Origin of the sequence: Bacillus sp. FCW2, assembly GCF_021228595.1 — a bacterium.
GTDB lineage: Bacteria > Bacillota > Bacilli > Bacillales > Bacillaceae > Bacillus > Bacillus velezensis.
Map to the genome: position 1 here is coordinate 2,549,153 of NZ_CP089436.1, position 20,899 is coordinate 2,570,051.

The 20,899-nt window shown below is 45.4% G+C and carries 22 protein-coding genes; 8 read left to right on the forward strand and 14 right to left on the reverse strand.

Features of this window, described 5'->3' with window-relative positions:
• Positions 1-72 precede the first annotated feature (72 nt).
• From cls to K3G25_RS12870, 7 genes are all read right to left on the reverse strand, one after another.
• Positions 73-1,575, reverse strand: coding sequence for a cardiolipin synthase (cls, locus tag K3G25_RS12840; protein WP_232489335.1), 1,503 nt, complete (start codon positions 1,573-1,575; stop codon positions 73-75).
• A 95-nt stretch (positions 1,576-1,670) separates the two neighbouring features.
• Entirely contained in the window at positions 1,671-2,300 is a 630-nt protein-coding gene (locus K3G25_RS12845) for a YitT family protein (protein ID WP_110124404.1), read from the reverse strand.
• 139 nt (positions 2,301-2,439) lie between these two features.
• Positions 2,440-3,111, reverse strand: coding sequence for a respiratory nitrate reductase subunit gamma (narI, locus tag K3G25_RS12850; protein WP_209387685.1), 672 nt, complete (start codon positions 3,109-3,111; stop codon positions 2,440-2,442).
• Positions 3,108-3,665 carry a nitrate reductase molybdenum cofactor assembly chaperone gene (gene narJ, locus K3G25_RS12855; protein WP_232489336.1) on the reverse strand — a complete coding sequence of 186 codons (558 nt, stop codon included), beginning with the start codon at positions 3,663-3,665 and terminating at the stop codon, positions 3,108-3,110. The genes narI and narJ overlap by 4 nt, the downstream gene beginning before the upstream one ends.
• A 25-nt stretch (positions 3,666-3,690) precedes the next feature.
• The gene (gene narH, locus K3G25_RS12860; RefSeq protein WP_100262063.1) at positions 3,691-5,154 is read right to left on the reverse strand and encodes a nitrate reductase subunit beta; all 1,464 of its coding nucleotides are present in this window, start codon (positions 5,152-5,154) and stop codon (positions 3,691-3,693) included.
• Positions 5,144-8,830 (reverse strand): nitrate reductase subunit alpha, encoded by a 3,687-nt coding sequence (locus K3G25_RS12865; protein WP_232489337.1) that lies wholly within the window; start codon positions 8,828-8,830, stop codon positions 5,144-5,146. Before K3G25_RS12865 ends, narH begins: the two co-directional genes overlap by 11 nt.
• 176 nt (positions 8,831-9,006) lie before the next feature.
• A complete protein-coding gene (locus K3G25_RS12870) occupies positions 9,007-9,483 on the reverse strand; it encodes a cyclic nucleotide-binding domain-containing protein (protein WP_029972874.1) in 477 nt (158 codons plus the stop codon).
• A 142-nt stretch (positions 9,484-9,625) separates the two neighbouring features.
• Here K3G25_RS12870 and K3G25_RS12875 point away from each other — a divergent pair, with 142 nt between their 5' ends.
• The gene (locus K3G25_RS12875) at positions 9,626-10,345 is read left to right on the forward strand and encodes a YwiC-like family protein (protein ID WP_029972875.1); all 720 of its coding nucleotides are present in this window, start codon (positions 9,626-9,628) and stop codon (positions 10,343-10,345) included.
• 30 nt (positions 10,346-10,375) lie between these two features.
• Here the strand turns inward: K3G25_RS12875 and K3G25_RS12880 are convergent, their stop codons facing one another.
• The 4 genes from K3G25_RS12880 to K3G25_RS12895 all read right to left on the reverse strand — a co-directional run bounded on the left by K3G25_RS12880 (position 10,376) and on the right by K3G25_RS12895 (position 14,609).
• Positions 10,376-11,092, reverse strand: coding sequence for a fumarate/nitrate reduction transcriptional regulator Fnr (locus K3G25_RS12880; protein WP_007407631.1), 717 nt, complete (start codon positions 11,090-11,092; stop codon positions 10,376-10,378).
• Positions 11,093-11,189: 97 nt separating this feature from the next.
• Positions 11,190-12,380, reverse strand: coding sequence for a nitrate transporter NarK (narK, locus tag K3G25_RS12885; RefSeq protein ID WP_007407632.1), 1,191 nt, complete (start codon positions 12,378-12,380; stop codon positions 11,190-11,192).
• 133 nt (positions 12,381-12,513) lie between these two features.
• Positions 12,514-14,184 (reverse strand): arginine--tRNA ligase, encoded by a 1,671-nt coding sequence (gene argS, locus K3G25_RS12890; protein WP_007407633.1) that lies wholly within the window; start codon positions 14,182-14,184, stop codon positions 12,514-12,516.
• Positions 14,181-14,609, reverse strand: coding sequence for a YwiB family protein (locus K3G25_RS12895; RefSeq protein WP_014419128.1), 429 nt, complete (start codon positions 14,607-14,609; stop codon positions 14,181-14,183). Before K3G25_RS12895 ends, argS begins: the two co-directional genes overlap by 4 nt.
• Positions 14,610-14,900: 291 nt before the next feature.
• Between K3G25_RS12895 and K3G25_RS12900 the strand changes: the two genes are divergently transcribed.
• The 7 genes from K3G25_RS12900 to K3G25_RS12930 all read left to right on the forward strand — a co-directional run bounded on the left by K3G25_RS12900 (position 14,901) and on the right by K3G25_RS12930 (position 18,011).
• On the forward strand, positions 14,901-16,046 hold the full coding sequence (locus K3G25_RS12900) for a response regulator aspartate phosphatase (RefSeq protein ID WP_014419129.1): 1,146 nt from the start codon (positions 14,901-14,903) through the stop codon (positions 16,044-16,046).
• Positions 16,030-16,149 (forward strand): PhrC/PhrF family phosphatase-inhibitory pheromone, encoded by a 120-nt coding sequence (locus K3G25_RS12905; protein ID WP_021494790.1) that lies wholly within the window; start codon positions 16,030-16,032, stop codon positions 16,147-16,149. Before K3G25_RS12900 ends, K3G25_RS12905 begins: the two co-directional genes overlap by 17 nt.
• 197 nt (positions 16,150-16,346) lie before the next feature.
• On the forward strand, positions 16,347-16,550 hold the full coding sequence (locus tag K3G25_RS12910; protein ID WP_003151064.1) for a helix-turn-helix transcriptional regulator: 204 nt from the start codon (positions 16,347-16,349) through the stop codon (positions 16,548-16,550).
• 13 nt (positions 16,551-16,563) lie between these two features.
• On the forward strand, positions 16,564-16,767 hold the full coding sequence (locus K3G25_RS12915) for a hypothetical protein (protein ID WP_007407641.1): 204 nt from the start codon (positions 16,564-16,566) through the stop codon (positions 16,765-16,767).
• Positions 16,768-16,801: 34 nt separating this feature from the next.
• Positions 16,802-16,987 carry a DUF4177 domain-containing protein gene (locus K3G25_RS12920; RefSeq protein WP_007407642.1) on the forward strand — a complete coding sequence of 62 codons (186 nt, stop codon included), beginning with the start codon at positions 16,802-16,804 and terminating at the stop codon, positions 16,985-16,987.
• Positions 16,988-17,173: 186 nt separating this feature from the next.
• The gene (locus K3G25_RS12925) at positions 17,174-17,455 is read left to right on the forward strand and encodes a hypothetical protein (protein WP_232489338.1); all 282 of its coding nucleotides are present in this window, start codon (positions 17,174-17,176) and stop codon (positions 17,453-17,455) included.
• Between the two features lie 43 nt (positions 17,456-17,498).
• Positions 17,499-18,011: a stage II sporulation protein M gene (locus K3G25_RS12930; RefSeq protein ID WP_014419132.1), complete on the forward strand. Its 513-nt coding sequence runs from the start codon at positions 17,499-17,501 to the stop codon at positions 18,009-18,011.
• A gap of 590 nt (positions 18,012-18,601) precedes the next feature.
• On the opposite strand, the gene K3G25_RS12935 is transcribed toward K3G25_RS12930, so the two are convergent.
• The 3 genes from K3G25_RS12935 to speE form a co-directional block, all read right to left on the reverse strand.
• Positions 18,602-18,820 (reverse strand): helix-turn-helix transcriptional regulator, encoded by a 219-nt coding sequence (locus K3G25_RS12935; RefSeq protein ID WP_003151056.1) that lies wholly within the window; start codon positions 18,818-18,820, stop codon positions 18,602-18,604.
• 168 nt (positions 18,821-18,988) lie between these two features.
• Positions 18,989-19,861 carry an agmatinase gene (gene speB, locus K3G25_RS12940; RefSeq protein WP_160183093.1) on the reverse strand — a complete coding sequence of 291 codons (873 nt, stop codon included), beginning with the start codon at positions 19,859-19,861 and terminating at the stop codon, positions 18,989-18,991.
• Between the two features lie 58 nt (positions 19,862-19,919).
• Positions 19,920-20,750, reverse strand: a complete 831-nt coding sequence (gene speE / locus K3G25_RS12945) for a spermidine synthase (RefSeq protein ID WP_003151052.1) — start codon at positions 20,748-20,750, stop codon at positions 19,920-19,922.
• Positions 20,751-20,899: the final 149 nt, after the last annotated feature.

A 20,899-nucleotide genomic window follows, 5' to 3' on the forward strand; every position in this document is an offset into this window, starting at 1 on the left:
CCTCCTTGTGCCTCGTTCCTAATGATAATATTTCTCAATTATACTATACACAAGGAGTTTTAAAAGCGTTTTTTATAAAACGCCGGAAAATAACCGAGCGAAGGATTCCTTCGTTCTTTCCCATAATGTGCGCTTATAGAACCGGACGGGGCTGATTTTTTCAGACTCCTTCATATCCTCCAGATAATGCGCTTCAAGATCTTTGACCGCCTCTTGATCTGTAAAAAAGACATTGACTTCAAAGTTCAGCTGAAAGCTTCTCATGTCCATGTTCGCCGTCCCGACAGAGGCGAGGTTTCCGTCAGTGATGAGCACCTTTTGATGCATAAAGCCTTTTTGATAGGAATAGACTTCGATTCCTTCGCGAAGAAGCTCGGGGAAATACGATCTCGTCGCGTACTGGGTTAAAAATCCGTCATTGGTTTCCGGCACCATGACACGCACCCGGACGCCCCTGGCAGCAGCCTCCTTTAGCGCTGTGCGGATCGGCTCATTCGGCACGAAATAAGGCGTCGCGATCCATACAGACGATTCGGCCGCCGCTATCATGGCATAATACAGATCGCTCATCCGCTCCTTCATATCGGGGCCTGTCGGAACGACTTGATAGACGCCGCCGCTTTCTGCCGCAACCGGGCGGGTATATGCTTTCTGATCAATCAGCACCTCATCTGAAACGTATTCCCAATCAAGCATAAAAATGCTGTGGAGCGTCTGAACGATTTCTCCTTCGACTTTCATATGGGTGTCCCGCCAAAAGCCGACATCTTGGTCTTTGCCGATATACTCCTTGCCGACATTCAGCCCGCCGACAAAACCGACTTTCCCGTCAACGATGACGATCTTGCGGTGATTCCTGAAATTGAATTTTTGGTTGAAAAAACCGTATTTCAGCGGCAGAAACGGGACGATGTTCACGCCCGCGCGTTTCAGTTTTTTAATATCTTTTCCGGCCAGCTTCAGGCTGCCGGCCGCGTCGAACAAAAACCGCACTTCCACGCCTTGACGCGCTTTTTCCATCATAATGTCCATCATCTTGTGCCCGAGCATGTCTGATTTGAACATGTAATACTCAATATGTATAAATGACGCAGCCTCCCGGAGCGCCTCAAACAGCTCCGGAAATGTTTCTTCCCCGTTTTTGAGCACCTTCAGCCTGCTTTTTGTATTGATATTCATATGGGACGCTTTGATTGAATATTGAAAGAAACGCTTCTGATTTCCTTTCAGCCCGGTCAGATCGGGAGTTTGTTCCATATCAAATATCGTTCTCAGCTTTTCCCGGTTGTATGTCCGTTTCGACCTGAACAGCTTGCCTTTTTCATAAAGCTGGCCGGAAAAAAGGTAAAATAAGTACCCGGCGATCGGAAAAAACACAAGAATATGAATCCATAACAGCGTGTGCTGCGAGGTGCGGTTTTCAAGAATTAACGAATAGATGCTGAACAAAATAATGCTTGCATAGCAAAGCACCCCTCCGTAAAACTCAAGCCTGGAAACCGGAAAAAACCATATGACATATGCTCCGATAAGCATCATATATAAAAAGCAAAATTCCAGTCTCCTTTTCAGCATCCCGACTCTCTCCCATCTGATCCGATATCTCTGTATACCCTCTGTTTTCCGGCTTGTAAACATATGAAAAAGCCTCTCCGCACGAGCGGAAAGGCTTATGATGACGCTTCCTGTGATTGGCCGGGTGTGATGTTTTGAAGCAATGCCGGATTGAGCGAGCAGCTGCCTTTGATTTTATTTTTGAAGATGCCGATGATCAGACCGGTGACCGCTATCGACACTAAGGAGAAGAGCCCTTTCAGCAACCCGACGGAAAAAATGCCGGCCAGCACGACGCCAAAATCGAAGAGAAAATTAACGGCACCCGGATTCCATCCGCAGCGCTTTTGCAGAAATAAAGCGAGGATATTGGCGCCGCCGAGCGATGCCTGATGATAAAACATGAGCGACAGGCCGAACCCGATCAGCGCCCCGCCGCAAATCGCCCCGGCAAGCGGTGAAACAGAAACCGGCGGCAGCCAGTGATCCGCGCCGGTAAACAGAGTCAGCGCTGTGACTGCAAAAACGGTGGATAGAGTGAATTTGATTCCCATTCTGATGAGAGAAAATATATAAAACGGGATATTGATCAGAAAGAAGATCATCGCAAACGAGGAATGAAACACGTATGACAGGCTTAGTGACAGTCCCGCTGTACCGCCGGTTAATACATGAGAATGTCTGAGTGTCAGGACGCCGGCGCTTGTCATCAGACAGGCGGCTAAAATGAGGAAAATCCGCTTCATTCTTCACTCTCCTTTTGTTGATGTTATTTCCAAATAAAACATAACAGGAATCCCCGCCGCCCAGCCATTACCTTGGCAGAAAATATCTTATGTTTTTATTTTTTCACCATAAAAAATCCCCCTCTTCCAGGGGGGATTTTTACGTGCGTTTCCGATAGACAACATAGCTGCGGGTTAAATACTTGAGGGGCAGGCTGAACACGTGAACCAATCTTGTAAACGGCCAGAGGATAAAAACGACGTACCCTATGATGATATGACACTTAAACCATAGCGGGACACTCTCCATCAAAGAGGCGTCAGGCCTGAACAAAACGATTTCCCTGAACCACGGCCCGACTGTGGTCCGGTAATCAAATCCTTTCGAATCAATGTTGAGAAACGTGGCCGCAACGCCTGACAGCATCATAAACAGCAGCAGGAGAAGCGTAAGGATATCGGATGGCGAGCTGGTTTTGCGGATCCTTTTGTCAAACAGCCTTCTGTACGTCAGGATGACAAGTCCGGTACATGCCGCAATGCCCGCCGGCAAGCCAGCGCCAATCGCCATTTTGTGATACATATGCTCTGAAATGCCAAGGGAAGCATACACGCCTTCCGGGATCAGAATCCCCATGACATGCCCGCCGACAACGCACAGCAGTCCCCAGTGAAAAAGTGTGCTGCCCGCGGCGAGTTTTTTCTTTTCTAACAGCTCGCTTGATTTCGCCGTCCAGCCAAATTGGTCATGCTGATAGCGGTAAATATGGCCGCCGATAAAGATTGTCAATACAATGTATGGCATAATACCCCAGAGGATCTGCCCGCTCATGCCTGAACAGCCCCTTCTTCAATGCTTTCACGTACACCGATGTTTTCAAGCGCGGCCAGCAGCACGTGCAGCAGTTCAGCGTATATACTGTCATTTTTTTCGAGACGGGATGCCAGCTCCCTCACATTGGACAGATATTTCTCAAACACGCTTCTCGCTGCTTCAATTTCTGCAGCCGCAGCAAATTCCAGCATCAGCGGCAGATAATCAGGCAGCTCTTTCTCTGTCGGCAGGAAACCGGATTGCTCGTATGTGTTTTTTAAATGCAGCAATTCGATGCCGCGCTCTCTCTGCTCGCCTGAGTTAAAGTAGGTGACGTACATATTCGTTTTTTTCCCGAAATCGAACGTATACACATAGTGTTCAATCAGCGCTTGCGGAGAAAAGCCGGCTGCCGCCTCTAAAAAGTGCAGCAATTTCTCACGGATTTGCTGATTGGTGATGTCATGGATAAGAGCCTTCCAATCGGGAATCTCGGCTCTCCACTCTTCATCCGGATAAGAGAGAAGAGTGGAAAGAGCGGAGAACGTCATTTGCCGGTCTGTGGTGTTCATCTTGTTACACCTCATTTATCAAAAGTTAGAAACAGGAGCCGGGGCCGCCTGAAAATGATAAGCCGCAGCTCCCTTGTTCAGCATATAAATCTGACACTTCTTCTCGATGGCTGCTCGGGATCACAAAGCGGTCATCATATTTGGCGATCGCCAGCAGCCGATACATGTCTTCAATTTGCTGTTCTGTTAAACCGACACTGGAGATCAATGCCGGGTCGATGGATTTATTCGTCTGCACCGCCCTCATATACTGGCGCATGACAGACATTTTCTTTAACGTGGACCGAATATGATCCGTATCCCCCGCCGTTAATAGCTGCGCCAAATAGTCAATCGGAATTCTCATTTGGTCGATAGCCGGAAAAATATCTTCCGCCGTTTGCCGACTGCCTTTTCCTTCAAAGAGATTCATAATCGGGCTGAGCGGCGGAATGTACCACACCATTGGCAGTGTGCGGTACTCAGGATGAAGCGGCAGCGCAATCTTCCAGTCAATGATCATTTTATAGATCGGCGATTGCTGCGCGGCCTCTATCCATTCAGCCGGGATGCCTTGTTCTTTTGCCAATTTGGCAATCTCAGGATCATTCGGATCAAGAAAAACGTCCAGTTGGGAATGGTAGAGATCCTTTTCATTTTCAACAGAGGCCGCTTCCTCCACTTTGTCCGCGTCATACAGCATGACGCCGAGATAGCGGATTCTGCCGACACACGTTTCAGAGCAAATAGTCGGCAGCCCCGCCTCCAAGCGTGGAAAGCAGAGTGTGCATTTTTCCGCTTTATTCGTTTGCCAGTTAAAATAGACTTTTTTATAAGGACAGGATGAGACGCAATATCTCCATGAACGGCATGCGTTTTGATCCACAAGCACAATGCCGTCCTCCTCGCGTTTGTACATGGCGCCGGACGGACAGGATGACACGCACGCCGGGTTGATGCAGTGCTCGCAAATACGCGGCAGATACATCATAAAGACCTCATCGAATTCTGTTTTGATCGATTCCTCCATCTTTTGCACGTTTGGATCTTCAAGACCCGTAATATGCCCGCCCGCGAGATCATCCTCCCAGTTCGGGCCCCATTCGATATTCATGAAATCCCCCGTTAAGGACGATTTCGGGCGCGCCACCGGCTGGTGTTTTTTCTGCGGGCTGTTTGTTAATGTTTCATAATCATAGTTCCAAGGTTCATAGTAATCATCAATCGACGGCTGGTTCGGGTTATAGAAAAGGCCTGCAAGCCGGTTTGTTTTCGGGCCGGATTTCAGCTCGAGCTTTCCTTTTTTCAATGTCCAGCCGCCTTTATATTTGTCCTGGTCCTCCCATTGCTTCGGGTAGCCGATGCCCGGCTTTGTTTCTACATTATTGAAGTACATATATTCCGCACCGGTACGGTTTGTCCACGTGTTTTTACAGGTGACGCTGCACGTGTGGCAGCCGATGCATTTATCCAAGTTCATGACCATACCGATTTGCGCTTTAATCTTCAAGCCAATCGACCTCCTTCAGCTTGCGGATGACGACATTCAGGTCGCGCTGATTCCCCGTTGGGCCGTAATAGTTAAAGCCGTAGCTGAGCTGGGCGTAGCCCCCGATCATCTGTGTCGGCTTGACGTGAATCCTTGTCGGGCTGTTATGGGTGCCTCCGCGGTTATTCGTCAGCTTTGTGCCGGGCACGTTGATGTGGCGGTCCTGGGCATGGTGCATAAACGCCATTCCTTTAGGAATCCGATGAGACAAAACCGCTCTCGCGACGACAACGCCGTTTCGGTTGAAGCATTCAATCCAATCGTTGTCTTTGATATCCGTGTCCTCTGCGTCATCTTTATTCATCCACACGGTCGGCCCGCCGCGGAACAGCGTCAGCATCGGCAGAGAATCAAAATACATGCTGTGGACGGACCATTTATTATGCGGCGTCAAATAATTAAGGACGATTTCTTTGCCCTCTTGATCAGGCCGTTTGCTTAGGAACGGACGATGCTGAAGGATCGGTTTAAATGTCGCCATCGTTTCACCGAATTCCATCATCAGTTCATGATCGACATAATAGGATTGTCTGCCGGTCAGCGTCCGCCACGGAATTAATTTTTCCACATTCGTCGTAAACGGCGAATACCTGCGCCCTCCTTTTTCTGAACCGGTAAAGGCCGGAGAGGTGATGACCGTTTTCGGCTGGGCTGTAATTTGCTCGAACGTAAAGCATTCTTCCTCGCGCTCTTCCGCCAGGTCTTTCAGCTTCAGGTTTGTGATGTGTTCAAGCGATTCCCATGCTTTCACGGCGACTTTTCCATTTGAGGTGGACGACAGGGTTAAAATCGCTTCCGCCGCCTGCTTCGCTTCACTTATATTCGGGCATCCCTTTGCCACGCTGTCTGAGGTGATTTCTCCCAGTCTCTTTTTGAGTGATTCATATTCATCGGCTATTGACCAGCTCATCCCTTTTGTTCCGCTCGGCTTTAAAGCAGCGTTAGGACCGAGTGCGGTCATTTTATGAAAAATGTGTTTGTAATCCCGTTCAACGACTTGGATGTTCGGCATCGTTTTTCCCGGAATGGCTTCACATTCGCCCTTGCTCCAGTCATTGATTTTGCCGAATGGCTGGGCCAATTCCTGCATGGTGTCATGGAGGAGCGGCGTCGCAACCACTTCTTTCACCGGCTCCATCTCGACTTCTTCCGCCAGATCGGAAACGGCTTTTGACAGTGCCTTAAAAATATCCCAGTCTGACCTCGATTCCCACGGCGCCGAGATGGCCGGAGCGAAAGGATGAATGAACGGGTGCATATCCGTGCTGCTGAGATCGTGTTTTTCATACCATGTCGCCGCCGGCAGCACGATATCGGAATACAGCGCCGTACCCGCCATTCGAAAGTCGAGATTGATTAACAAGTCGAGCTTGCCTTCCGGCGCCTGCTCCCGCCATTTGATTTCTTCAGGGCGGATGCTGTCGCTGTCGTCATTCATCAAACCGTTTGTCGTCCCCAGCAGATGCTTGAGAAAATATTCATGCCCTTTCCCTGAGCTTGAGATCAGATTTGCCCGCCATACGAAGAGATTCCTTGGGAAATTCACTTCATTGTCTGGGTCTTCAATCGCGAATTTCAGTTTTTTCTCTTGAAGCCGTGAGGCCACGTACGCACCTACGTCTTCAGGTGTCGCCGCCCCCGCTTTCTCAGCTTCTTTGTACAGATCAATGCCGTTTTGATTGAATGTCGGGTAAGACGGAAGCCACCCTAATCGCGCCGCCAGCACATTGTAATCGGCGTGATGCTTGTAGCGGGATGACGCGGCGATCGGTGAAGCCAAGTCACTGATCGGCTGGTCCTCATAACGCCACTGATCTGTCGCAAAGTAGAAAAATGAGGTGCCGTTTTGCAGTTTAGGCACGCCTTCCCAGTCCTTTGCGGTTGCAATCGTCTGCCACCCTTCAGCCGGACGGAGCTTTTCCTGCCCCACGTAATGGGCCCAGCCTCCGCCGTTTACGCCTTGGGCGCCTACGAGTAAAACAAGATTTAACACCGCACGGTAAATCGTGTCGGAGTTGAACCAGTGGTTGATCCCCGCCCCTACGATAATCATGGATCTGCCGTCTGTATCGATCGCATTTTGGGCAAACTCCCTGGCAATCTTAACGACAGCTTCTTTTTTGATTCCTGTCATTTGTTCCTGCCAGGCAGGCGTAAACGGCTCAGGATCATCATAGGAGACAGCTTGTTGTTCGCCGATGCCCCGATTTACGCCGTAGTTAGCCAGTATCAAGTCAAACACGGTCGTGACGTACGTCTCTTCACCGTTCAGGTTCATTTTTTTAATAGGAAGATTCCGCTCGAGCACTTTGTTTCCGTCATTTGAAAAATATGGAATGCGCACTGAGCCGATTTCGTCCTCTATTCCGAGCACGGAGAGACGCGGCTCAATCGGTTCCCCGGTGTCTTCGTCGATCATATGCAGATTCCATTTCTGCTGCCCGTCCCAGCGGGAGCCCATTGTGCCTTGCGGTATGGCAAACGCACCTGTCTGTTCATTCCAGACCGCCGGCTTCCACTGATCATTTTTTGTCTGCCGCCCGATGTCTTTCGCATGCAGAAACCGCCCGGCTGTATACACGCCGTTCTCTTTTGACAGAGTGACGAAGAATGGAAAATCGGTGTATTGCTTCGCGTACTCAATAAAACGTTCAGTTTCTTGGTTCACGTAAAATTCCTGCAAAATGACGTGCCCCATCGCCATCGCAAGCGCCCCGTCAGTCCCCTGCCGGATGCTCAGCCAGTCATCCGCAAACTTTGAGGATTCCGCAAAATCGGGACTGATCGAAATGACCTTAGCGCCTTTATAGCGGGCCTCCGCCAAAAAATGCGCGTCAGGCGTTCTCGTTAACGGAACGTTGGAGCCCCATGTGATAATATAGCCGGAATTGTACCAATCACTGCTTTCCGGAACGTCCGTCTGGTCGCCCCAAATTTGCGGGGACGCCGGCGGAAGATCCGCATACCAGTCATAAAAACTGAGCATTGGGCCGCCGATTAACGACATGAATCGCGAGCCTGACGCATGGCTGATCATGGACATCGCCGGGATCGGGGAAAAACCGACATTCCGGTCAGGCCCGTATTTCATCACCGTATACAGCAGAGAGGCTGAAATCAGCTTCAGCACCTCCGGCCATTCCGCGCGGACAAAACCGCCTTTCCCTCTTGCCTGTTTATAGGACTTCGCTTTTTCAGGGTTTTCAACGATCGATTTCCAGGCATCCAGCGGATTTTGATGCGCCTGCAATGCTTCCCGCCACAAATTGATCAGCACACCGCGCACATATGGATATTTCACACGGAGCGGGCTGTAGATGTACCAAGAAAAACTGGCCCCCCGCGGACAGCCTCTCGGTTCGAAATCAGGCATATCAGGGCCTGTTGATGGATAATTCAAGTTTTGTCCTTCCCACGTGACAATTCCGTTTTTCACATAAATATTCCAGCTGCAAGAACCCGTGCAGTTGACGCCGTGGGTGGAGCGAACGACTTTGTCGTACTGCCATCTGTTTCTGTATACATTCTCCCAATCACGATCTTCGCTTGTCGTTTGGCTATGATGATTTGAATGATGTTCGATAGGAGAAAAATAGTTTAATCTCCTGAGCAACGGACTCATTTTCTTTTTCTTCATGATCGTTCACTCCTTCCGAGTCAGGTGATGCTATGTACACTATAAACAGAGACGGCGCATCAACTTGTGAACTATGTCACACACTCTGCTTTTTTCACAAAACGTTCACACAGAGCAGCAGGAAGGATTTTCAAACGATATGGGGACGCCCGCGTCATCAAAAAAACCGGTTCTGTTTAAGAACCGGGTTCGGCGTTTTCATCCCGTGATGTATGCAGATACCGCAAAAACAACTGATAGGAACAGAAGACATTTTGCTGAAGCATCGCCAAAAAGTTCATTTGCAGCCGCGGATGGTAAGACATCATTTGCTTAAATATGGAATATGGAATATGAAGTACCAGAATATCCGGTGAGGCATTGACTGAGATAAAAGGCGATAAATAGAGCCCGCCTTTTTCATCAATCGGAAACACATCGCCTTTTTCCCACAGCGCAACGGTTTGCGACCCTTCAGGGAGCCTGCTGTCCGTAAAACGGATATTGCCTTTTAATACAATATAAACGGATTGTGAATGAAGAAAGGATGGAGACCGGTCAGATGAGCCGCGGATAAACGTCCCGTTTTTCAGCAAGGTTTCGACAATGGACAGAGGCACTTCATTAAACATAGGAAGTTGTTTCAGAAACAATAAATAGTCACACTGATTCATAGGGAAGCCTCCTGTGCTAAGGATAGCTTTAGTGTAGCCCGATTGAGCCCGCGCGGCAGTGATGTATTTCACAGCTTGTATGATAAAAGTCACTTATCAGGAAAGTATTTGCACTTATAATGAAATAAAAAGGAGGGTTTCGATGAAGGCGATGATTCCGAAGCAGCACGGCGCATGGGCGATGCTGCTGATTCCATTTTTACTCGGCATGGTCAAGGGAGGCCCGGTTTTCTGGCATATTCCGCTCTTTCTGGGCTGGCTTTTCCTATACTTAGCGGTTTATCCCGTTTCGCTCGCTTTGAAAAAGAAACAGCTTCAGCCTTATCAAAAGTGGATATGGTATTACGGTTTTCCGGCCTGCTGCTTTTTGATCATTTCTGTCTTTCATAAGCCGCAGCTCGTCTGGATCGGCGTTTTTTTATTGCCGCTGTTTCTCATACATACGCATTATGCCCGCCGAAAAAACGAACGGGCGCTCACGAATGATATTGCGGGTGTTCTGTTCTTTTGTTCAGGCGGGCTTGTGAGCTGCTGGTTGGGAACGGGAACCCTTGACGGCTGGGCTTGGTTTATTTTCTTGCAATCCGCTTTATTTTTTGTCGGGAGTTCTTTTTATGTGAAGTCGGTCATACGGGAGAGAAAAAACAGAACCTTTGCATACTGGTCATGGGGATATCACCTCTTGCTCCCCTTTTTATCGGCTCTTCTCGGGGCAGGCTGGGCGTTTCTCGCTTTTATCCCAAGCAGTCTGCGGGCCTGGTTTTTTCATGGAAGAGACTGGCCGGTGAAAACGATCGGCATTCTGGAAATCGTAAATGCCGGCTTCTTTTTCGCCGTCATGTGTATATGTATCACAAGCTGAAAAACAAGGACACCGGCTGCCCTTGTTTTTTCAGTCAATATTGCAAATCTCCAGCGGGCAATTTTCACACTCGATCTCGCATCGTAAATAGTCCCGCTTGTGCAAAATAATTTTTCCGGTTTCGTCTATCGAAATAACCCCTTGTTTGCGGAGGTCTCCCAGCATGCGGTTGACGCTCTCCCTTGCCGCCGCGCAAAACTTAGCCAAATCCTGATTTGTCAGCACAATGTTAATCAGAATCCCGTCACTTCGTTCCACCCCGTAGCTGTTTGATAAGCGGATAAGGGTGGAATAGAGCGCCCCCTTTTTGCCGTGAAGAAGCAGGTCCCTGATCTTGGACTGGATTTTTCGAAGATGGGTGCTCATCCATTTCATAAATTCAAACGTCAAAACACCGTTTTGGATCAATTCCTTTTCCAGCTTGTTTTTATTAATGACGAGCACCTCGCCATCCTCTAACACTTTCGCACTGAGCATATATCTCGGCTCATCTGTGAATAGCGTCAATTCCCCGACAATATCGTTTTTTTGGCAGATTCTAAGCGTCAGGTCTTTTCCGTCAGACGTCAGCTTGCCGATTTCAATGAGTCCTGATTGAATCAGATAAAGCTCTTTTGCATCCATTCCTTCTTGAAACAAATAAGTGTGTTTTTTCATTTTCCTTTTCGTACTGATCGATTCCAGCAATTCATGCAGTTCGCGGGAAAGAAGTTCTTTATCAGATTTTCGGACAGAGAGAATATTCATGAGCTCACCTCGAAGAAAGTCACGTTGCGTATGTATATTGTAACGTGACTTGATTTGCACTCACCCAGAAAAAACTAACAATCTTGTGAATGGATCATTATGAATTGAGGCTCTGACTGTTTCTCTCCGTATGTGTTTTCATTCTTTCCTGCCAATACATCCAGATCACAAGAACAAAGCTGGCTAACGCGACCTCTGAAAGCGCCATAAACCCGATCGCGTATTGGCCTGTTGCCTGAAATACACTTGCCAGAATCAGCGGAGGGAAAAAACCGCCCAGTCCGCCCATAGCTGAAACAATACCGTTGGCAATCCCCGCTTGCTTCGAAAAATAGAAAGGCACCAGTTTAAATACCGTCCCGTTTCCAATCCCTGAGCAGACTGCCACCGTCAGCGATCCAAACGCATAAAGGCCGATCGTCGGAGAGAATGACAGCATGACCCCTGACAGCGTAAGCCCTGCGAAAACGAACATCAGAATGCGGAGCGGGCTCAGTTTATCTGCAAGAAACCCTCCCACAGGCCTGAGCAGCGTAGAGACCGCAATAAAGCCGGCCGTCCGCAGACCGGCGTCCGCAGGGCTCAGCCCAAAATGCTCAACCAAAAAATTCGGAAGATAGATGGTAAAGGCGACAAAGGCGCCGAACGTAATAAAATAAAACAGGCTCAACATCCACAGCACATGATTTCGGTAAACGGCTTTCATTTGTGTCTTTATGGAAACTTTGACTTTCTTCTCATGCCGGTCGCCGAACAAAACGTGCAGTAATGCGAAAACAGCCAGCAAAACAAGATACATCTGCACGGTTGCTTTCCATCCCGCGGCTTGAGCGATAACCGGCGCCGCAAAGGTAGTAACGGCGGTCCCGATGTTTCCGGCACCGTAAATCCCATTGACGACACCGTGCTTTTCTTTCGGATAATATTTCGGGAGGGACGTCACTCCGATGGAGAATACCGCTCCCCCGATCCCTAAGAAAAAGCCGCCCGCGATTAAATCAAATAAAGAATCCGCGATACTGATCCAAAATACAGGAAACAAAAGCAGGATGAAGCTGATCATAAACATCAGCCGCGCGCCATACCTGTTCGTTAAATATCCTAAAGGAATACGGAGAAGCGATCCGAGAATAACGGGAATCGCCGTCACCAATGAAATTTCGCCTTTGCTTAAATGAATATCTGATGTCATTTGAGAAATGAGCGATGAAATCAGCACCCACACCATAAACCCTGCCACTAAGCTTAATGACTGCAACGATAATTGAATATGTTGACGATTGATCATTCGGCTTGCCCCTTTCACTGATTCAATATCAGTCTTATCATACAAAAACTCAGTGTGCGGGATTGTGAATTACATCACACGCTTTATATACAAAAAAAGAACAAAGCCCGAAGACTTTGTCCTTTGATCATCATTACATTTTTTCCGGAGCGGATACTCCGATCAGCTGAAGCGCATTGTTCAGCGTAATTTGCGTCGCCTTCATTAAAGCGAGACGCGCGCGGCTCTTCTCTTTATTTTCCGGATCGATGACTTTCTCCGCATTGTAGAAGCTGTGCAGAGCGGAAGCCAGATCATAAATATAGTTTGTGACACGGTGAGGAATGCGTTTTTCCGCCGCTTCTGCCACTGCCTCAGGGAAGCCGCCGATCGTTTTCAGCAGGTCATATTCTTTTTCTGATTGAATATGGCTGAAATCAAGATCTGCCGCCGGTTTAAGTCCCTGCTCCTCCCCTTGGCGAAGCATGCTGCAAATACGTGCATGTGCGTATTGCGCATAATACACAGGGTTTTCGTTAGATGTAGATACGGCAAGATCCAAGTCAAAATCCATGTGCGTATCAGCACTGCGCATCGCGAAGAAATAACGAACCGCGTCAAGGCCGACCTCTTCAATCAGGTCGCGCATCGTTACGGCTTTCCCCGTACGTTTGCTCATCTTCATTTTTTCGCCGTTTTTGTATAAATGAACGAGCTGAATGATCTCAACTTCCAATGTGCCTTTCTTGTAACCGAGCGCTTCAATTGCCGCTTTCATACGCGGAATATACCCGTGGTGATCCGCGCCCCATACATTGATGAGCTTGTCGAATCCGCGGTCAAGTTTGTCTTTATGGTATGCGATATCCGGCAGCAAATAAGTGTATGAGCCGTCTTTTTTGATCAGCACACGGTCTTTATCGTCGCCGAACGTTGTGGAGCGGAACCATGTCGCGCCGTCCTCTTCGTATACATGGCCCTTTTCGCGAAGCGCCTCGAGCGCCTGATCAATTTTTCCGTTTTCGTACAGTGACGTTTCAGAATACCATACGTCAAAAGGCACGCGGAAATTTTCCAGATCGGAGCGAAGTTTATCAAGCTCGTACTTTAAGCCGTATTCACGGAAAAACGCCTGACGTTCGCTCTCCTCTTCATGTACGAAACGGTCGCCGAAATCTTCGGCAAGCTTTTTCCCGATGGCGATAATATCCTCGCCACGGTAGCCGTCTTCCGGCATCGGTTTCTCGAGACCGAGCGCTTCAAAATAACGGACTTCAACGGAAAGCGCCAGGTTGTTAATCTGATTGCCCGCATCATTAATATAGTATTCGCGGCTCACATCATAGCCCGCTTTAGAAAGCACGCTGCACAGCGCGTCACCTACCGCCGCGCCGCGCGCATGGCCTAAGTGAAGATCTCCCGTCGGGTTGGCCGATACGAATTCGACCTGAATCTTTTCGCCTTGTCCGATGTTTGTCTCTCCGTAATGTTCACCCGCTTCAAGCACGGACGGAATCAGTTTTGTTAAGTAGCTGTTGTTCATGTAAAAGTTGATAAAGCCGGGTCCCGCAATATCCATCTTTTCAATGGAAGCTTTGCCTTTATCGAATGACGCCACGATCTCCTCAGCGATTTGGCGCGGCGCTTTTTTTGCGATTCTCGCCAGCTGCATCGCCATATTTGTGGAATAATCACCGTGTGTTTTTTCTTTCGGCGTTTCTAACAGTACGCTTGGAATCTGGCTTTCGTCCGCCAGGCCCGCTTTCAGAACGGCCGCTTTGATTTCTTCCTTCAGCACGTCCTTCATCTGTTCCGCAATATTCATGCCTTTGTTTCCTCCTTATATTGGATCGTCATGTTATGTACATGTTCTTGGTTTTCGCCTACAGTCATGTTATATGTCATTTTGACGGAGCCTTCCGAACCGCCGACATCAGCTTGTATGTTTTTCGTTTCCGTACGGAGCTCCATTTGTCCGAACGGCAGTTTATATTGAGTGAGTGTCGATGCCCCCGGAATGAACCGCTGTTTCATTTGGATGGCGCCCGATCTCATCACGAGAATCTCTTTTTCTGTGATCTTGACGACCGTTTTAATCTTGCCCAAATCATGCTCTTCGTGATAGGAAAGATACGTTTTGCCGTTTCTCACGTAATAGAATCCACTCGATGTAAATTCAACCGACTCTTCTTCTGAGCCGTTGTGTATGAATGATTGCACATGAATGGCTACTGGTGTCTCCTGTCTCATGCTGACACTTCCTTTTCATCATCCCGCTTAACCTGAATAGTATAAGTTTTCAAGGGAAAAAGTTCAACCGCTTCCTCCTATCTTACCATCTTTGCTGATTGGTTTTGAAGATAAACATGATTTTTAAGGAAAATGAAAAAACCGGAAATCCCGGTCTGCGGGATAAATGCGGTTCCTTCGGCGGACGGCTTTGTCAACGGGGAAAAGTTTGCGGTATTTTTGCGCTATCCTTCCGAATGAAAATGATAAAATATGTCATATACATAACGTGGAAGGGAGGGATTCGGAATAGTGGCGAGTGTTTTATCGTCTTCAGCGGTTGGAGAAAAAATCAACGAATGGTATATGTACATTCGAAGGTTCAGCATCCCGGACGCCGAGTACTTGCGGAGAGAAATCAAAGAAGAACTTGCAGGCCTGGAAGATGATCAGGATCTTCATCTATACTATTCTCTCATGGAATTCCGCCACAATCTGATGCTCGAATACCTCGAACCGCTGGAATCGCAGCGGATAGAAGAACAGCCGAGACTATCGGAGCTGCTCGCGGATATTGATAAAAAGCAGGCCCGGCTGACCGGACGTCTTGATTATTATTTTAATTTTTTCCGGGGGATGTATGAGCTGGAATGCCGTGAATATCTTTCAGCGATTCAGTTTTTTAAGAAAGCTGAATATAAGCTTGATTTTGTCAAAGATTGTATCGAGAAAGCTGAATTTTATTTTAAGATGTCAGAGTCCTACTATTATATGAAGCAGACTTATTTTTCTATGGATTATGCCCGGCAGGCTTATAAAATTTATCATAAGCAGGAGGCATATAATATAAGGGTGCTTCAGTGCCATTCATTGTTCGCTACCAACTTTCTTGACTTAAAGCAATATGATGAAGCAATTCAGCATTTTAAAAAAGCTTATGCCATGGCAGAGGCAGAACAGCAGCCTCAATTAATGGGCCGGACTCTATATAATATCGGACTTTGTTTTAACAGCCAAGAAAATTACAAACCAGCCATTGACTACATAAAACGGGCAATAGCTGTTTTTGAAGATGGGAACATCATCACTTCTCTCCCGCAAGCCTATTTCTTAATCACACAAATACATTATAAAATCGGAAATACGGCCATAGCCAGACAATATCATGACAAAGGGGTATCTTATGCAGAGGAGGCAGAAGATTCCCTATATATAGTCGAGTATGAATTTTTAGAATCTTTATATGTCGGTGAGCCTGATGAAGAAGCAATCATGGAATGTTTTGACTTTCTCAGAGATAAATTGATGTATGCTGATCTTGAAGATTTTGCCTTAGATGTGGCAAAATATTATCATGAAAGAGAAAATTTCGAGAAGGCTTCCGCATATTTTTTAAAGGTGGAAGAAACAAGACAGCAGATTCAAGGAGGTGTGAAGTTGTATGAAATTGAAGTATAAATTAGCACTTACTTGCTTAGCGATAGGCACTATTTTTGTTTCAGCCGACATTGCAAGTGCACCGGAACATCAATTTGAAGTTGCTCAGCGCGGAATGATTTAAATAATGATTACTTTTAGGCTTGCAGGTTAAACTGCAAGCCGTTTTTTATATAAACAACTAATTTGCAAAAACAAAAAGTATACCTTAAAATTCAAATATGTAAAAAGTATTTGACACATATACATATATTATTTAAAATAAATATATATAAATTTGAAAATTTAAAATAAAGATAAAAATATTTAAGGAGGGTTTTAGTGGATAACAATATAAAAAAACTTAGAACAGCAGCTGATATTTCACAAAATGATCTGGCTAAGCTCTGCAATGTGACCAGGCAAACCATCAATGCAATTGAAAATAATAAATATGACCCGACTTTAAGTCTGGCTTTTTCGATAGCTCACGCATTAAATACGGGAATAGATAAAGTATTCAACTATAACGCCAAAAAAAATTAAGGGAGCGGTTCTTATGAAGAAAATGGATGAGATGCAAAAACACCAATCGGGTATAGCCGCCAGAATAGCATTTAGTTTTTATACTGTCGCTTTACTGATATGGTCATTAATAGATTATTTTAAAAACGGAAATACAGGATGGCAATTTCCAATACTTTTAATAGGCTGCGCACTCTATTTATGGATTCAAGTTTATCATAATCGAAAAACAAGGTAACAATTCCAATACACTTCCGGAGGATTATACAGCAATGTACGAATATAAGTTCATAAAAGTAGAAGTAAACCGATGGAAAGGAAAGCCTAAAGAAGACTATAAAGAAATTATTGAAAAGTATTCGCAGCAAGGATGGAAGCTGGTCCAAATATTTGCTCCTCCTATTTCAGGTTATGGGGCAGCCGATTATTTTGATATTATTCTTGAAAAAAAAGTATAAATGTTTCAGTACAAAGAAAGCCGGATCATACATATGGTCCGGCTTTCTTTGTACTGAAATAAGTCAGCAGATACCTTAACGGATTTCACCTCTTAACTATTTTTTTCGGAAATCCGCAATTCAAATAGCTTCCAATATATTTTATTATTTAACTTGCTGGGGATATTGAAAAAATTGGAGGAAAAAATGAGTCTACTTTTAAAAACACAAAATAGTAAAGCGATTTTTACATTAGTAGCATCAGGAATCATTGTTCTCGCTCTTTTCAGTATAAAACATAATCATTTAAGCATGGATGTCATCGATATTTTAAACAGAGCTGGAATAATAGCTCCTAGTTGGATTGTCAGTGCTATCACCGCAACGGGTTCAGTCCTGGCTATCATTACTGTTTTAGGATCTCTTGGTGCAGGCTTGCCATTGGCCGTTTTAGAACAATTGGCTGGAGCAAGTACAGCAGCAGCATAATATAAAACATTAAATTCAATATCCCTGGCAGTCCCTTTAACGAATGGATGAAAATACATTGTTTAAAAAGAATGTTTTAGTCAAATTGTACATACTCTGTCTGATCTTATTTTTAATTGCTTTATTTACAGCATATTTTTATACAGATCCCGCTTCAAATGTAAATAATCTAAATCGAAATATCCGTCCGGATTTTTTTCAGATTTTCTTTAATAATATTAAAGTAGCGAGTCTGCTTGTTTTTTTAGGACCGTTGACGCTGTCACTTGGCACGGTTGCTGTTTTAATTATAAATGGATTAATTTTAGGGAATGCGATAGGAAACATCAAAGACAATTTAAACCTTTTACTGCTTGTTATTCCCCATGGAATAATTGAAGTGCCGGTATTGCTTCTTGCAGCCTCTGTAGGAATGAAATTAACTTTAGATTTATTACTCCTCAAAATAAATTTGAAATTCACTTTTAAATATATTGGTATTATATTTATCGGTTTAATAATAGCAGCTATGTTAGAAACATTTATTACACCTATCTTTATAAAAGGAGTCTCTTAGGATTATGCAAATTGAATTATCTTCATTTAAGGAACGAAACATTAATTTTTTGTCCTCGTTTTTGTTTTATATTATCGGGTTAGCCTTTTATTTAAGTTCCCTTTTACCTTTTATGAAAAGTTTAATTCCCAAAAACATATCTATACAAGTTATTGATCACATAAAACATTTAGATTATATCATAGCAATTGTTGCTCTGTTTCTTTTAATGTTCGGGGTGATTTTTGAAGGGTTCGTATTATTTCTCATTATAAATTTTCTTGGCGCTCAAATTAAGATCAAAACTTTTTATTCCCTATTTATGTTTTCTAACATCCCGGTCGCAATTAAGTTTTTTCTTATATCATTCAAAAACATTTTCGCAGAACATCCAAACACTAGTTTATTTTTCACAAGTAATCATTTGATTTTTTCTATCTTTGATTTGTTCAATATTGCATACTTATTTCTTTTGTTTATTCTTCTGAAATGGAGAACAAATTTGAACTACCTGACAATCTCAGTTTTTATTTTTACGGCATTCCTGTATAGAATGTTTTTTTAGCATATATAAATAAACCCCCTCAATAGGGGTTTTTCTTTCATATCGTTCACTGTATACAATTCCTTTTATATGCTTCCGAAACAATACCGACTCTAGTACTCACATTCCACTTTTTACAGAGACCGGCTATGATATATTCGACATTACGCTGCGAGTAGTTTAATGACTTAGCGATCTCTTTATTAGGCTTTTCAGCAATTATCAGTTTAATTACTGAAATTTCAATCTTTTTTAATTCCAATTCATTTTCTACTGCTGTTTTCATTCTAACTTCCTTTCTAAAGATGTATTTACTAAATAATACCCTATTATATAATTTTTATCAATAACATCAATTATTAATGGTAAAATAATATGTTGCTTTTACTAACTTCTAAGTAGTTTATATACAATATAAAAATCCCCCGCCATGTTTCAAGCGGGGGAAATTCTTTTATTTCACAAACCCAAGCAGCATTTCACGAATCATCTTGCTTGCCGTGTTTGCGGTTTGTTCTGAGTGGTCATAGACCGGCGCGACTTCTACAAGGTCAGCGCCTTTTACATTGACTTCTGATCGCGCGATTTCATGGATGGACGCGAGCAATTCTTTAGACGTGATGCCTCCTGCGTCAACCGTGCCCGTTCCCGGCGCATGAGCGGGGTCAAGCACGTCGATATCGATCGTGACATAAACAGGGCGTCCCGCAAGCTGCGGCAGCACTTTTTTCAGCGGCTCAAGCACTTCAAACTTAGAAATGTGCATGCCGTTTTCTTTCGCCCATTCAAATTCTTCCTTCATTCCGGAACGGATGCCGAATGAAAATACGTTTTGCGGCCCGATGAGCTCGGCCGCTTTGCGGATCGGAGTAGAGTGGGAAAGCGGTTCGCCTTCATAATCCGTGCGCAGGTCGGTGTGCGCGTCAAAATGAATGATGGCAAGGTCCGGAAATTTCTTATACATGGCTTTTATGACAGGCCATGATACAAGGTGCTCCCCTCCCATACCGAGCGGGAACTTTCCTTTTTCTAAAATGCTGTCCACGTATTCTTCAATCATATCAAGGCTTCTTTGCGGATTGCCGAACGGAAGCGGAATATCGCCGGCGTCAAAGAAATTCAAATCAGCCAAGTCACGGTCGAGATACGGGCTGTATTCTTCAAGACCGATAGACACCTCGCGGATTCTCCCCGGGCCGAAACGCGAACCCGGACGGTAGCTGACCGTCCAATCCATCGGCATGCCGTAAAGGATGGCGTCCGCCTCTTTCCAGTCGGCGCGGCTTGCGATAAATACTTTTCCTGAATATGCTTCATCAAACCTCATGATAAAACCCTCGCTTTCCTGTAAAAAAGCGCAAGATTCGCTCCTGCGCCATACGTTTTTATTTGATTAAGTCGCTCACAAATTTCGGAAGAACAAATGCCGCTTTGTGAAGCTCTTTCGTGTAATATTTCGTGTCGATGTCAAAGAAACGGCTGTCCTCCACTTCAAGCGGATCGTACTTTTTAGAACCGATTGTAAATGTCCACAGGCCGCTCGGGTACGTCGGGATATTAGCCGTATACAGACGGGTGATCGGGAAGATTTCTTTCACGTCACGCTGTACGTTTGTAATCAGCTCCGGTGTAAACCACGGGTTGTCCGTCTGCGCGACGAAGATGCCGTCTTCTTTTAACGCCTTGGAAATTCCGGCATAGAAGCCTTTTGAGAACAGATTGACGGCCGGTCCGACCGGTTCTGTTGAATCAACCATGATGACGTCATACTCATTCTCTGATTTCGCGATGTGCATGAAACCGTCATCGACTCTCACGTCGACGCGCGGATCATCAAGCTTGCCCGCAATGGACGGAAGGAATTTTTTAGAGTATTCAATAACCTTGCCGTCAATGTCGACAAGCGTCGCTTTTTTTACGCTTGGGTGCTTCAGAATCTCTCTGATGACACCGCCGTCTCCGCCGCCGACAACGAGGACGTTTTCCGGATTCGGGTGCGTAAATAACGGGACGTGCGCAACCATTTCATGATAGACGAATTCGTCTTTTTCAGAAGTCATGACCATTCCGTCTAAGAACAGCATGTTGCCGAATTCTTCTGTCTCCACCATTTCCAGATGCTGAAATTCCGTCTGTTCCGTATGTAATGTTTGTTTCACCTTTAATGTAATGCCGAAATTCTTCGTCTGCTTCTCCGTATACCAAAGCTCGCTCAATTGTCATCTCCCTTTCAAGGCTTATTTCATTTATTGTAAGCGTCTGTATCGCTTTTATTCCGGTTAAAATCTCATTTTCACCTAAGGAAAAAGTATAGAGGATGGAGGGGAAAAAGTAAAGAAGTGTCCGGTTTGATATGTTTAAAAAA

What these genes read in the sequence shown, in the direction of transcription:
- cls (WP_232489335.1), bottom strand. Translation starts at nt 1,575, where the DNA reads ATGCTGAAAAGGAGACTGGAATTTTGCTTTTTATATATGATGCTTATC.
- K3G25_RS12845 (WP_110124404.1), bottom strand. Translation starts at nt 2,300, where the DNA reads ATGAAGCGGATTTTCCTCATTTTAGCCGCCTGTCTGATGACAAGCGCC.
- narI (WP_209387685.1), bottom strand. Translation starts at nt 3,111, where the DNA reads ATGAGCGGGCAGATCCTCTGGGGTATTATGCCATACATTGTATTGACA.
- narJ (WP_232489336.1), bottom strand. Translation starts at nt 3,665, where the DNA reads ATGAACACCACAGACCGGCAAATGACGTTCTCCGCTCTTTCCACTCTT.
- K3G25_RS12865 (WP_232489337.1), bottom strand. Translation starts at nt 8,830, where the DNA reads ATGAAGAAAAAGAAAATGAGTCCGTTGCTCAGGAGATTAAACTATTTT.
- K3G25_RS12870 (WP_029972874.1), bottom strand. Translation starts at nt 9,483, where the DNA reads ATGAATCAGTGTGACTATTTATTGTTTCTGAAACAACTTCCTATGTTT.
- K3G25_RS12875 (WP_029972875.1), top strand. Translation starts at nt 9,626, where the DNA reads ATGAAGGCGATGATTCCGAAGCAGCACGGCGCATGGGCGATGCTGCTG.
- K3G25_RS12880 (WP_007407631.1), bottom strand. Translation starts at nt 11,092, where the DNA reads ATGAATATTCTCTCTGTCCGAAAATCTGATAAAGAACTTCTTTCCCGC.
- narK (WP_007407632.1), bottom strand. Translation starts at nt 12,380, where the DNA reads ATGATCAATCGTCAACATATTCAATTATCGTTGCAGTCATTAAGCTTA.
- argS (WP_007407633.1), bottom strand. Translation starts at nt 14,184, where the DNA reads ATGAATATTGCGGAACAGATGAAGGACGTGCTGAAGGAAGAAATCAAA.
- K3G25_RS12895 (WP_014419128.1), bottom strand. Translation starts at nt 14,609, where the DNA reads ATGAGACAGGAGACACCAGTAGCCATTCATGTGCAATCATTCATACAC.
- K3G25_RS12905 (WP_021494790.1), top strand. Translation starts at nt 16,030, where the DNA reads ATGAAATTGAAGTATAAATTAGCACTTACTTGCTTAGCGATAGGCACT.
- K3G25_RS12915 (WP_007407641.1), top strand. Translation starts at nt 16,564, where the DNA reads ATGAAGAAAATGGATGAGATGCAAAAACACCAATCGGGTATAGCCGCC.
- K3G25_RS12920 (WP_007407642.1), top strand. Translation starts at nt 16,802, where the DNA reads ATGTACGAATATAAGTTCATAAAAGTAGAAGTAAACCGATGGAAAGGA.
- K3G25_RS12925 (WP_232489338.1), top strand. Translation starts at nt 17,174, where the DNA reads ATGAGTCTACTTTTAAAAACACAAAATAGTAAAGCGATTTTTACATTA.
- K3G25_RS12930 (WP_014419132.1), top strand. Translation starts at nt 17,499, where the DNA reads ATGGATGAAAATACATTGTTTAAAAAGAATGTTTTAGTCAAATTGTAC.
- K3G25_RS12935 (WP_003151056.1), bottom strand. Translation starts at nt 18,820, where the DNA reads ATGAAAACAGCAGTAGAAAATGAATTGGAATTAAAAAAGATTGAAATT.
- speB (WP_160183093.1), bottom strand. Translation starts at nt 19,861, where the DNA reads ATGAGGTTTGATGAAGCATATTCAGGAAAAGTATTTATCGCAAGCCGC.